At 69.5% G+C, this 10,848-nt stretch carries 10 protein-coding genes and 5 pseudogenes; 7 read left to right on the plus strand and 8 right to left on the minus strand.

Going from position 1 to position 10,848, the window contains the following annotated elements; all coding sequences use genetic code 11:
* The first annotated feature begins 166 nt into the window (after positions 1–166).
* Both ACIBH3_RS35370 and ACIBH3_RS35375 read left to right on the plus strand, forming a co-directional pair.
* Complete coding sequence (locus ACIBH3_RS35370) at positions 167–418, plus strand: hypothetical protein (protein WP_396316230.1); 252 nt, start codon at positions 167–169, stop codon at positions 416–418.
* A 103-nt stretch (positions 419–521) separates the two neighbouring features.
* A pseudogene (locus ACIBH3_RS35375) lies at positions 522–770 on the plus strand (DUF4429 domain-containing protein); the annotation flags it as partial.
* A gap of 164 nt (positions 771–934) precedes the next feature.
* On the opposite strand, the gene ACIBH3_RS35380 reads toward ACIBH3_RS35375, so the two are convergent.
* The 3 genes from ACIBH3_RS35380 to ACIBH3_RS35390 are packed head-to-tail and all read right to left on the minus strand — an operon-like array spanning position 935 to position 2,181.
* The gene (locus ACIBH3_RS35380) at positions 935–1,258 is read right to left on the minus strand and encodes a hypothetical protein (RefSeq protein ID WP_396316239.1); all 324 of its coding nucleotides are present in this window, start codon (positions 1,256–1,258) and stop codon (positions 935–937) included.
* 52 nt (positions 1,259–1,310) lie between these two features.
* Positions 1,311–1,514, minus strand: a complete 204-nt coding sequence (locus ACIBH3_RS35385) for a hypothetical protein (RefSeq protein ID WP_396316231.1) — start codon at positions 1,512–1,514, stop codon at positions 1,311–1,313.
* Positions 1,515–1,560: 46 nt separating this feature from the next.
* On the minus strand, positions 1,561–2,181 hold the full coding sequence (locus ACIBH3_RS35390; protein ID WP_396316232.1) for a plasmid pRiA4b ORF-3 family protein: 621 nt from the start codon (positions 2,179–2,181) through the stop codon (positions 1,561–1,563).
* 105 nt (positions 2,182–2,286) lie between these two features.
* Here ACIBH3_RS35390 and ACIBH3_RS35395 point away from each other — a divergent pair.
* From ACIBH3_RS35395 to ACIBH3_RS35405, 3 genes and pseudogenes are all read left to right on the plus strand, one after another.
* Positions 2,287–2,583 (plus strand): annotated as a pseudogene (locus ACIBH3_RS35395) (helix-turn-helix domain-containing protein); the annotation flags it as partial.
* Positions 2,478–3,173 (plus strand): IS630 family transposase, encoded by a 696-nt coding sequence (locus ACIBH3_RS35400; protein ID WP_396316238.1) that lies wholly within the window; start codon positions 2,478–2,480, stop codon positions 3,171–3,173. The pseudogene ACIBH3_RS35395 and the gene ACIBH3_RS35400, both read left to right, overlap by 106 nt.
* Positions 3,170–3,343 (plus strand): hypothetical protein, encoded by a 174-nt coding sequence (locus ACIBH3_RS35405; RefSeq protein ID WP_396316233.1) that lies wholly within the window; start codon positions 3,170–3,172, stop codon positions 3,341–3,343. The genes ACIBH3_RS35400 and ACIBH3_RS35405 overlap by 4 nt, the downstream gene beginning before the upstream one ends.
* 73 nt (positions 3,344–3,416) lie before the next feature.
* Here ACIBH3_RS35405 and ACIBH3_RS35410 read toward each other — a convergent pair.
* From ACIBH3_RS35410 to ACIBH3_RS35420, 3 genes and pseudogenes are all read right to left on the minus strand, one after another.
* A pseudogene (locus tag ACIBH3_RS35410) lies at positions 3,417–3,758 on the minus strand (maleylpyruvate isomerase N-terminal domain-containing protein); the annotation flags it as partial.
* Between the two features lie 478 nt (positions 3,759–4,236).
* Positions 4,237–4,377 carry a hypothetical protein gene (locus ACIBH3_RS35415; RefSeq protein WP_396316234.1) on the minus strand — a complete coding sequence of 47 codons (141 nt, stop codon included), beginning with the start codon at positions 4,375–4,377 and terminating at the stop codon, positions 4,237–4,239.
* Positions 4,378–4,652: 275 nt separating this feature from the next.
* Positions 4,653–5,690, minus strand: coding sequence for an amidohydrolase family protein (locus tag ACIBH3_RS35420; protein ID WP_396316235.1), 1,038 nt, complete (start codon positions 5,688–5,690; stop codon positions 4,653–4,655).
* A gap of 126 nt (positions 5,691–5,816) precedes the next feature.
* On the opposite strand from ACIBH3_RS35420, the gene ACIBH3_RS35425 reads away from it, so the two are divergent.
* Positions 5,817–6,557 (plus strand): TetR/AcrR family transcriptional regulator, encoded by a 741-nt coding sequence (locus ACIBH3_RS35425; protein ID WP_396316236.1) that lies wholly within the window; start codon positions 5,817–5,819, stop codon positions 6,555–6,557.
* Between the two features lie 157 nt (positions 6,558–6,714).
* Here ACIBH3_RS35425 and ACIBH3_RS35430 read toward each other — a convergent pair.
* Positions 6,715–8,062: pseudogene (locus ACIBH3_RS35430) on the minus strand (transposase); the annotation flags it as partial.
* A 227-nt stretch (positions 8,063–8,289) separates the two neighbouring features.
* Positions 8,290–9,540 carry an alpha/beta hydrolase gene (locus ACIBH3_RS35435; RefSeq protein ID WP_396316237.1) on the minus strand — a complete coding sequence of 417 codons (1,251 nt, stop codon included), beginning with the start codon at positions 9,538–9,540 and terminating at the stop codon, positions 8,290–8,292.
* Positions 9,541–9,942: 402 nt separating this feature from the next.
* Here ACIBH3_RS35435 and ACIBH3_RS35440 point away from each other — a divergent pair.
* A pseudogene (locus ACIBH3_RS35440) lies at positions 9,943–10,703 on the plus strand (transposase).
* The last annotated feature ends 145 nt before the right edge of the window (positions 10,704–10,848 follow it).

Genomic DNA, 10,848 nt, shown 5'->3' on the forward strand with positions numbered 1-10,848 from the left:
CATCACCCGCAGCCGCCTCGGACACCTCACTCGCCAAGGCTTCCTCACCCAACCCGGACGAGGCCGCTACCAGAAACGGACTTAACGTCCACTGAAGGATGCCGTGTACGGGGGCGGCTGCACCGGCTTCCGGCTGGGTGATGGGGCGCAGCTGCGGGTTGAGGCGGTGCCCGCGGACGCAATGGAGGCGCCGGCCGTCGGCTTCCGGATCCTCTCGCCCACCGGGGCGGTGGCCTTGCCGGGGGGATTCACCCGGGTCTACCTCTACGCGGCTGTCGGCGACAACCGCGTCCTGTTCCTCACCGCCGACGACACTGCACACGCACCCGCCCTGCGCGCCGACCTCGTGACTGCCCAGATCCACCAACTCGCCACCGCCACTACCTCCACGGACACCTCGGCCACAGCGCCAAGCTGACCACCAGCCAGACCCCCTCCCCGCGCCCCCTGGGACCGCCACCCTGGCCCTTCCGGAGCAGTGCCCGGGTATGCCGGGCGGGCGTGTGGCCGATGCTGGGGGAATGATCGAGGCCAAGGGACACACCGGGCAGGTCAGCTTCGACGGCGAGTACGTGACGATCACCCGCAAGGGGTTCCTCGCACGCACCTCGGTGGGCAAGGGCGAGAAGCGGATTCACATCTCGCAGATCTCCGCAGTGCAGTGGAAGCCGCCCGGGCTCTTCGTAAACGGCTTCATCCAGTTCACCGTCCCCGGAGGCCTGGAGCGGCGCTCCGGCTTCGGCACCCAGACCACGGGCGCGGCCAAGGACGAGAACGCTCGGCAGAGGGCTCGTCAGGGCCGACGGCGTGCTCTGGCTGCGCCCGGCCTACAGCCTCGGCACGCAATGGCGGGTCCGGGCCGCCTCCTGATGAGTCCCGGCGTGCTCGGTCGGGATTCAGGCGCCCGGCGAGTCAGCTCCTGCAGCGGTCCCGACTACGGCGGCGCGGCGGCGGACTGCGGTGCGGTGGGCGGGTCATGGGGGAGCAGCTCCCGCTCGTTGAGGAGGTTGACCAGGACGCGGTACTTCCCGGCGAAGTCGTCGCGGGCCGAGGTGAGCTTGCCCAGCTGCTCCGCGCGCTGCGGCGCGTAGCTTTTGAGCACGCGCCACGGATACCCGGGATCGGGCCCGAACATCCCGTCCATCTCGTACTCCAGAGCCTCCGTCGCCTCGAAGAGCGCGCTGTACGCCTCGTGGAGATCGGGGTCGATGAAGTCCGCGACCTCGCGCCGCAGCTGCTCGCACGCCTCGTCGAACACCCGCTGACCGTGATGTGGATCCAGTCATCGGATTCGTCCGCAGGGTCCGCAGTCACCCCGCCTGCGGGGGCAGAGCGGCCAGGATCCGGCCGGCCTTGGCGACCTCGCCCGCCGCGGCCAGGCGCTGCTCCGGGACGACCTCAGGCTGTGCCGCAACCGCCGCGCCGGGGCGCGGCCGGCCCTTGACCGCCTGCTGGCGCAGCCGCTCCCAGTAGCTGGCCGGCCTTCGGCGGTACCCGGGCTGCACTTCCGTCACACGGTCTTCCAGCACATCGACCAGGCGCCCGAACTCCTCCCTGTCGTCAGTTCTCGGTCAGGATGGCCGCGAAGCCGGACAGTGTGCTGTTGATCTCTGCCAGGTCGAAGGCAGCGGGATCGAACTGGTCGGCGGTGTCGAGGCCGAGCCATTCGAGGCGTTCGTCGTGTTCTTCGTGGGCGGGATCGGCGAGGATCTCGATGAGGTACTCGTATCCCCACATCCCGCCGCAGTCCTCGGGCGGGCAGGCACGGCGGCCGGTGAGGCAGCGAGGGTAGGCGATACCCGGTTCGGCGTCGGTGACGGCCTCGACGAGGATGTCGTGCTCCCAGTCGTCGCCAAAATCGTAGGTGTAGCCGAACCGGTCGCCGACGCTCGGGGCGACCTGGTCAAGCCGCCTGGCCGCCGCGCTGCGGATCCCCAGCTCCCGATCGGCGACTCCGTACCGGTCCCGCAGGGCCTCGAAGGCCCACATGTGGTAGTCCTCCCAGCCGAAGGCCGCCTGGATGAGGTGGTGAAGCTGCTGCAGCGTGGTGCCTGAGGGCACTTCCAGGCGGCGCCAGATCGGGGGCTGGGAACCACGCAGGGTGACCTTGATCGTGTGGACGACGTTTCCGGGTGTCGTCCGGGAGCGGGAGATCGGCTTCGCGCGCCGGGTGTTCGCCATGGCCGTCATCCTGCCACCGGCTCCCTGCCCCGCGGGGCCGTCCGCCGCTGACCCCACCCGTCCGCGCGACAATGACCGACGCTCGTCGAATCCAGGGGTGGGGTCATGCCGGCGCACAGCCCGTTCACGGTGGTCTGGGACAAGAACCAGCGGGCGGCCCTGGAGCAGTTGGTCCACTCGCGCACCGCCCCGCTGCGGCGCATCCAGCGAGCCGCGGTGGCCCTGGCTGCCGCCAACGGTGTTTCCGACGCGGCCATCGCCCGCAGCCACCGGTTGCACATCGCCACCGTGCGACGCTGGCGCAAACGGTTCCACCACGAGGGCATGGCCGCTCTGGAGGACCGCAGCAGGCCGGGCCGCCCGCGTCGCTACGGGCCCGAGGTGCACCTGGCGATCGTCGCCACGGTGACTTCCGTCAAACCCGCCCCGACAGTCAATGGACCCACAGGTCGATCGCCAAGTCCCTTGCCAGCCATGGAGTCTCCGCCTCCCAGGTCGGGCGGATCCTGGCCGACCTGGACCTCAAACCCCACCTCGTGCGCGGCTGGCTCACCCGCCCCGACGACCCGCACTTCCACGTCAAGGCCACCGAGGTGTGCGCCCTCTACTCGCACCGTCCGCCGGGGTCGGTCGTGCTCAGCGTGGACGAGAAGACCGCCATGCAGGCCCGCTCGCGTCGCCATCCCACCAGGCCCGCGCGGCCCGGCGATGCCGAGCGCCGCGAGTTCGAGTACCGGCGCCACGGCACCGCGTCCATCGTCGCAGCCCTGGACGTGCACACCGGACAGGTCCTGGTCGAGGACATCGCCCGCAACGACTCCGTCACCTTCATCCGGTTCCTTCGGCTTCTGGACGGGAGTATCGACCCTGCCCTGACGATCCATCTGGTCCTCGACAACGGATCGTCACATGTTTCGAAGGCCACGCGGGCCTGGCTCGCGGCCCACCCGAGGTTCACCGTCCACCACACGCCCAGCACGCCTCGTGGTTGAACCAGGTCGAGATCTTCTTCTCGATCCTGGCCCGCCGACTACTACGACGCGGCGAGTTCACCTCTCGAGACGACCTCATCGACCAGATCCGCGACTTCACCCTTGCCTACGACAACGAAGCCCGCCCCTTCCGATGGACCTACGACGGCACGCCACTCAAAGCCACCTGACCCTCGCAGGATCAGTGCGGCGCTGCACTAGTTGATGCGCCGTCCGACGTGCGCGGTCGCGCTGTTCGGCGGGCGACGGCGGTAGCCGACTCCACCACGCCCAGCAGCCGGCGTCCGGGCCCGCCTCCCGCAGGGCGCTCAGCAGAAGCTGCGTCGACGCGGCCAGCCAGGCCAGCAGGGCCTCACGCTCCCGCGGCACTTCCAGAGCGGCGCGCGCAGCGGTGGCCTCGGCCGGGGGAGCGTCGGCAGGCCCCGCGCCGACGATGGCGGCCCAGAAACGGTCTCCCCCACCCAGGTGCTTCACCAGATCGAACAGAATCCACTCGGGGCAGGTCGGCACCTGTGCGTCGAGACTGGGCGCGGCGGCGAGCGCGGCGCGGAAGGCGGTCGACCGTTCATCGATCAGTCGCAGCAGGTCAGGGAACTCAAGATTCTTCTCCGCGCCGGATGTCTTTCACCGTGCTCCGGTGATCGGACAGCGATTTTCACAGTCGCCGCCGGTTGGCCATTGCGGACGTCCTCGCCTCCCACCGCTCGGGTGACAAGCTGCGCACTGCTGCGAGGACGCTGGTGGTGGCGGTACGCCAGGCGTCGTGCCTGTGGGTGCTCTGGCCTCGCCGCGCGGCCGGGCACCTCGGCGACGTGACGTCCACCCGGTGCGCGCGGTCATGCTGCCGCTCGATGTGATGGACGCGGAGGTCACGACGGCGGGGGAGGACCGGTCGGGTCGGGAGTTCATGTCGCGCCAGGAGAACCGGCCGGGCCGGGTCCGGCGGGTCCAGCGCCGCCTGGGCGCTGGCGGGGGCCGGAGACACCAGCCACCCGGCGACCCGAGCGTCCACCGCAAGGCATCGCTGTTGCAATGGAACAAACGTCACGAACTGGGAAGACAGTCATTTCAGCCATGCGAACCGTTGATAGCCGGAGGCCCGGGTCCCGACCGGGTCCTCGATCCCGGCCTCGTGAAGGCCGAGGTTCTGCCGGGCGGTGGACTGCTGGTCGGTCGAGACCCGCTTGTAGACCAGGTTCGCCACTCGGGGCCCCTTCCGTACGGAGGATCGGACCCTATCTGTCGTCAAACCCTGTCAGCAATCACCATCGGATCTGATTGGATTCGCGCCGCCGCGAACCCCCGGATTGCACGGGTTCATTGGACGCGTCAGCCGCCTGTCCCGGCGCCTGAGCGCGAAAAGCCGTCAGGCGAGGATGGCAAGACCGCGTTCGCCACAGATCCGGCGTGCGCCGAGGTCTGTGGGGCCGTGAGGGCCGGCCGGAGCGCTCGGTGGCGTTCCGGCCGGCCCTGGGGGTTTCAGGCCGTCGGGTGCTTGGCGCGGGCGGTGAGGCGTTCCCAGTTGCGGTGGCCGATGTCGGCCTTCTGCTCGTCGGTGAAGGGCGAGTTCTCCAGGAAGGAGCGGGCTTCACCGTTGCTCGTGTCGACGTAGGGGAAACCGCCGGGGCGGAAGCCGTAGGTGAAGGGGTAGTCGGTGGAGTACAGCATTCGGTCGGTGCCCATCACTTCGGCGGTCCAGCGCAGGTAGCGGGGGCTGTTGGTGCCGCTGCCAGCGACCCAGAAGTTCTGCTTGAAGTAGTCCGCCAGGGGCTGGCGCAGGCGGCCTGCTTCGCCGAAGAAGCCGGTGTGGTCGAGGTAGAACAGCGCGACCTCGCCCCAGTGCCCGGCGATCACCTGCAGGTCGGGGAACCGGTCGAAGACCCCTGAGAAGATCATGCGCAGGTACTGGACACCGAGGTCGTAGTACCAGCCAAGCCCGGCTCCGGCCAGAACGGGGCCCATGGGCTCGGGAAGGTTGGAGTAGTAGGCGTCAATGACGGGCTGGACCGGTGTCTGCGGGTGGAAGTGCAGCGGCACGGCCAGCCGCTCGGCCATGGAGTACAGCTCGTCGTTGTCCGGGTGGTCGGCCAGCTTGTCCCCCGTACGCCCGTACAGCATGGCGCCGGGAAAGCCCAGCTCGCACACGGCGCGCTCCAGTTCGGCCGCGGCCGCGGCCGGCGACTGGGTGGGAATCGCGGCGAACGCCTGGAAGCGGTCGGGCCGGGAGGCGACGATCTCGGCAAGCTGGTCGTTGGCCTCGCGGGCCACCGCGACCGCGTCGGCCTCGGGCAGATCCTGCGCACCCGGGGAGGACAGGGAGAGCACGGCGACGTCGATGCCCTGGTCGTCCATGTGGGCCAGCCGCTGCTCGCCGACCTCGTGCAGGTTCTTGGCGATGGGGTTGTCGCCGAAGCCGCGGGCGGGGATCTGCGGCGATCCGGCCCGCTGGTACGCGTCATAGACGGCCGGTACGACGACGGTTTCTTCCACCCCGATGATCCGCAAACGGTCGGACATGACGGTTCTCCTCGTACTGGTGTTTCCATTGGAACTCCTTCAACGGTACCTTCGATACTTTCGATGGCAACGCGAGGGTGATACCAGTGATAGCACCCAGGTTCCGGCGACGCTATCGTTGCTTCCATGCCTCTTGAACCGACCCAACCGACCCCCATCCCCCGGCGTGCCGCGGAGCCCGCCACCGCCGCACGAGAACACACGCGCCGCCGGATCATCGAGGCCGCGACCGGCCTGCTGGAGCAAGGGGGCCGCGACTCGGTCACCACCCGGGCGGTCGCTGACGCCGCCGGACTGCAACCGCCCGCCCTCTACCGGCTGTTCGGCGACAAGGAGGGGCTGCTGGATGCGGTGGCCGAGCACGGTTTCACCCGGTTCCTGGCAGCCAAGCAGCAGATCGAACCCTCGCCTGACGACCCGGTCAAGGAACTGCGCGTCGGCTGGGACACTGTGGTCGAGTTCGGGCTGGCCAACCCCGCGCTGTACACGCTGATGTACGGCGAACCCGCCCGGTCCACGACCGTCTTCCGGATCGGCCTCGAACACCTCATGGACAAAATCCGCCGCATCGCCGCTGCGGGACTCCTGCGCACGGAAGAGGGACTCGCGGCCCAGATCGTCCATGCCACCGCCAGCGGCGCGATCCTGACCTGGCAGTCCGTCCCCGAGCCCGAGCGAGACACCGCGCTCCTTGTCGCCCTGCGCGAATCGATGATCACCACCATCACCACCCAGGAACCGGCTGTGGAGGAACCGGGGCCGGGCGGCGCTGCCCGTGCCTTGCGCGCAGCACTGCCTGGCCAGAACGCCCTCAGCCAGGCCGAACAGCAACTTCTGACGGAATGGCTCCAGCGACTGTCCGCATAGCCGCTCCCCACGACCGGCCTCAAGTCCATGATCGTCGGCTTGGCGTTGACCGCTGTACCGCAAGGCCGATTCCGAAACCGCGGTCCAGGCGAATGGACCCGATCTCTTGCCGCTCACCTGCGGGTCGCGATCAAGGGCACCGAATGGATCGGCGTGCTCACGCCTCGTCCCCGTCGTCCGCATCCAGCTCCGACGCGTCCGGGTCGCGCAGCGGGCGCAGGGCACCGGCGGCCGGAGTGGAGGCGGTGAAGCTGTAGCGGCCGAGCAGATTCAGGTTGCGGGTGTTGAGCGGGGAGAGCCGGGCGATGTCCCCCTCGCGGAGTTCGTGGCCCTCGGCCTGGAGCTGGGCGACTGCGGCGTCGATGTACTTCGTCGTCCAGAGCACGATGGCGTTTAGGACCAGGCGGAGCGAGCCGAGGTGGTCCTCCATGCCGTCGCGGTACGCCTGGTGGATGGTGCCGCGCTTGCCGTGGCACACGTCCGGGCCAGCTTGTGGCGGGACTCCTGCACGGTGAGCTGCCGGTTCATCTGACGGCGCGGTAGGTGTCATCGACTGGGCCGACCACCCGTAGCAGGTGCTCGGTCTTGGCGATGCGCCCGTACTCGGCGAACGCCGCACCCAGCGGGGTCGGGCGCCCGTCGCGTCCGAACATGCGCAGCAGGTCGTAGGCGCGGACCTGGTTGGTGACCAGGGAACCGGCGACCTTCAGCATGTCCGGCCAGTGCGTGATCACCTTGCTCAGGTTGACCCGGTTGCGGGCCAGGTCCTCCACCGCGCCGTAGGTGCCGGTCTCGACGCCGGGCATCGTGGCCCGCCAGAACCGCTGGTCGTCCAGGTCGCGGAACTGCGGGCTGAAGTTGTAGCCGAGGATCTTGAACAGACCGAACACCATGTCGGAGTAGGAGGCGTTGTCGGTGGCCACCATCTCCGGCTTCACCCCGCCGTCCAGGTTCAGCAGCGCGTCCAGGATGTGCAGGGAGTCGCGCGGCGTGCCGGGCACGACCATCTGCCCGATGCCCGCGACCTGGTCGTTGACGGTGTTGAGCCAGGTGACGCCCCGCTTGAACCCGAAGTACTTCGGCGACGGCGCCGCGCTGACCGTGCGCACGGGGACGACGAACCGCAGCCCGTCCACAGAGGCGAGTAGGCCCTCGCCCCAGAACCTCACGATGGGCACCTCCGCCTGGGCGGCGATGAGCCTCGCGTTCGCCGCGGCGATGGTGTCGGCGCGCAGGTAGTACTGGTCGACGTGCACGAGCCGGGCCCGCGTCAGGGCCTCGTAACCGGGGTTCACCACCGGGGCCAGGCCGATGTTGCACGCCTCCGAGACCAGCAGCGCGACCACCGTGGTGGACAGGTCCTTCATCCGGGTGGTGCCATCGCCGAGGTGCACGAAGGCGTCCAGGAAGCCGGTCCAGGCGTTCACCTCGAACAAAAGGTCCGGCAGGTCGATCTTCGGGAGCATCTTCTCGACCCGCTTGCGCAGCCAGGTCAGGGACTTCGGCTCGCCGGGCGCGGCCACCCTCGCCGACGCCCTCTTCCGCGCCGAGCGCTCCCCGCACTGCCTGCACTGGTTCTGACGGCGCGCGGCGAGCGTCGGCGGCGGACGGTCACGACACCGGCCGATGGCCCGGAGTCGTGAACCTCCGGGCCATCGATCGGACAGGCTCGTATGCGAGGCACAGCACCGACGGACGGGCGGCCGAACGCGGCGGCCGGCCGCGGGCACCCCTACCGGGGCGGGATGATCCCGGTCAGCCACTTGAAGCTCGGGACGACCAGCGGCTTCCAGGTCGAGGTGAGGTGGGCACCGGTGGTCTCGACGGGGGTGACGGTGGTGGGGCTCTTCGCGGCCTGCTGGAGGGCGGTCGCGTCCTCCAGGCCGTCGCCCCGCTTGCCGGTCACGTAGAGCGCGACGTTCGGCGGGGTGGCGGCGTGGGTGAGGAGGTGGAGGGGGTTAGAGGTCTCGCGCAGCTTCGGGTCCTTGGCGGTCAGCGACACGGGCTCGCCGGCCGGGTCGTTGTAGCCGGACATGCTGATCGCCGCACGGTAGCGGTTGGGGTGGGCGAGGGCGAGGCGGGTGGCGCAGTGGGCGCCGGCCGAGTAGCCGGACAGCGCCCAGCGGTCCGCGGTGGTGTCGGCCCGGAAGTTGTCCATGACCATCTGTGGGACGTCACGCGAGAGCCAGGTATCGGCGTTGACCTTGCCCGGGACGTCGGCGCAGCCCGTGTCCGTCTTGCCGAGGAGCGTGACACGCGGCGAGACCAGGATGAAGGGCGTCACCTGGCCGGACTTCATCAGCGGTTCGAGCTGCCTGGTCGCGTCCATGGTGTCGCCGAACCAGGCGCTGGACGCACCCGGGTAGCCGACCAGCAGCTCGACCACGGGGAAGGTCTTGTCCTTGTACGCGGGGTCGTCGTACTGCGGGGGCGTCCAGACCAGGACCTCGCCGTCGACGCCCGAGAGCTTGCCCTTGAGGTCGGCCTGCCTGACGCTCCTGGGCACCGCGTCGGAGTCCGGCGCGTGGAAGGCCTGTGGCACCTTGGGCGGCGGCGTGGCGGAGGCGCCCGCGGACGGCGGAGCGGAGGCTGCGGCGGACGCGGCGGCCTGGTCCCCGGCGAGTCCCTCATCCTTCGGGGGCACGGGTACCGCCCGGACGTGGTTCGAGGTGCCCAGCAGGTCGCCCCAGTTGTCGTAGAGCTGGTTCTCGTTGTTGACCACCACGAAGACCATGGCCACAGCGGTGAACTGACAGAGCAGGATGGTCCCGAGGTAGGAGAGCACCCGCAGCGGGCCACGCCACCGCCTCGCGCTCGGCACCGGCTGTTCCGCGATCGGCGCCGACTTCTCCGGGGCCGTCTCGCCCGGCTCGGTCGCCGGTGCCGACGGTTCCGCGACCGGCACCGGCCGTTTCGTGCCCCGCACCCACCCGAAGACCCCTCTGCCCCGCCACTGCACCATGGCCAGCGCGATGGAGGCCACGAACAGAACGATCGTGAGGACGAAAAAGGGAGTGCCTGTCAGGTTCATCGCGTCTCGGTGCCCAGTTCCTGTGCCGCCCGGGCCCGTATGCCCGGTGACTGGAGAGACTGCAGGGAACACCCGTTCGGTTGCTCGTTCCTGGGAGAATCCTGGGAGGTCAGGCCCGCGAAGCCGGTCCGAGCGGCCGCGACGCCGGGTGAGCGGCCGGGGTTCTGTCCGGGGCGTGCCCGGCCGGCGAAACGGCAGTGTCCGGCTGAGCACGAGGTTGGTAGTCGTGCTCCCGAACTGGGCCAGCGCGTCGATGATCTCCTCCAGGTGCCCCATCGACGTGGTCGCCACCTTCAGGACGTAGCAGTAGAAGCTGTCCCGTAAGCGTCTCCTGGCTCATGGGATGATCTTGGTGTGGATGCTGTGGTGACGGCTGCAGAGCCGGGCTGGATAGGTCTGTTCTCGGGGTTGAGCGAGCGGCAGTTCCGGAAGCTGGTCGGTGTCGTGCGCCGTCGTGGCGGTGAGGCGGGTGGCTCGGGCCGGCCGTGGGCGCTGCCGCTGGAGGACCGGGTTCTGCTGGTGGCCGCGTACTGGCGGACCAACCTCACCATGCGTCGGCTCGGTCAGCTGTTCGGGGTTTCGAAGTCCGCCGCAGACCGGGTGATCGACCACATCGGCCCGCTCCTGGTGCTCGCTCCGGTCCGGCGCCGTCACCCTGCCGGCACGGTCCTGATCGTCGACGGCACCCTGGTCCCAACTCGCGACCGGAGCGTCGCCGCCTCCTCCACTACTCGGCGAACCTGCAGGTCATGGTCGATGCGAACACGCGCCTGGTGGTCGCGGTCGGCCGTCCACTACCGGGCAACCGGCACGACGCCCGGGCCTTCGCCGAATCCGGCATCGACCGCACCGCCAAGGGCGCCCCAGTACTCGGTGACGGCGGCTACCGCGGCACCACCGCGCTGATCCCGCACTGGAAACGACCCAACCGCCCTCTCACGGACAAGCAGGAAGCCGACAACGCCGTCCACCGCCGCGCCCGGGCCCGCGTCGAGCACGTCTTCGCCCGGATGAAGACCTTCAAGATCCTCCGAGACTGTCGCCTCAGAGGCGACGGAGTCGAACACGCTATGCTCGGCATCGCCCGACTCCACAACCTCGCCCTCGCCGGATAGACCACAACCGGCACATCGGGCCGCCCTGTCTTGCACCCTCTGAGCTGGCATTAGAAGCCGTTGTCTTATCGGACGTGATCGGCGTATTTCCGCTGGTGAGGCATAGTGCGGGCGGTCGGGCGGCAGGGTTGCTCCATCGGGATCG

Origin of the sequence: Kitasatospora sp. NPDC050543 (assembly GCF_044457565.1) — a bacterium.
In the GTDB taxonomy this organism is placed as follows: Bacteria; Actinomycetota; Actinomycetes; order Streptomycetales; family Streptomycetaceae; genus Kitasatospora.

Coding starts and splice junctions, on each gene's coding strand:
- ACIBH3_RS35390 (WP_396316232.1), bottom strand. CDS start 2,181: ATGGCGAACACCCGGCGCGCGAAGCCGATCTCCCGCTCCCGGACGACA.
- ACIBH3_RS35420 (WP_396316235.1), bottom strand. CDS start 5,690: ATGTCCGACCGTTTGCGGATCATCGGGGTGGAAGAAACCGTCGTCGTA.
- ACIBH3_RS35425 (WP_396316236.1), top strand. CDS start 5,817: ATGCCTCTTGAACCGACCCAACCGACCCCCATCCCCCGGCGTGCCGCG.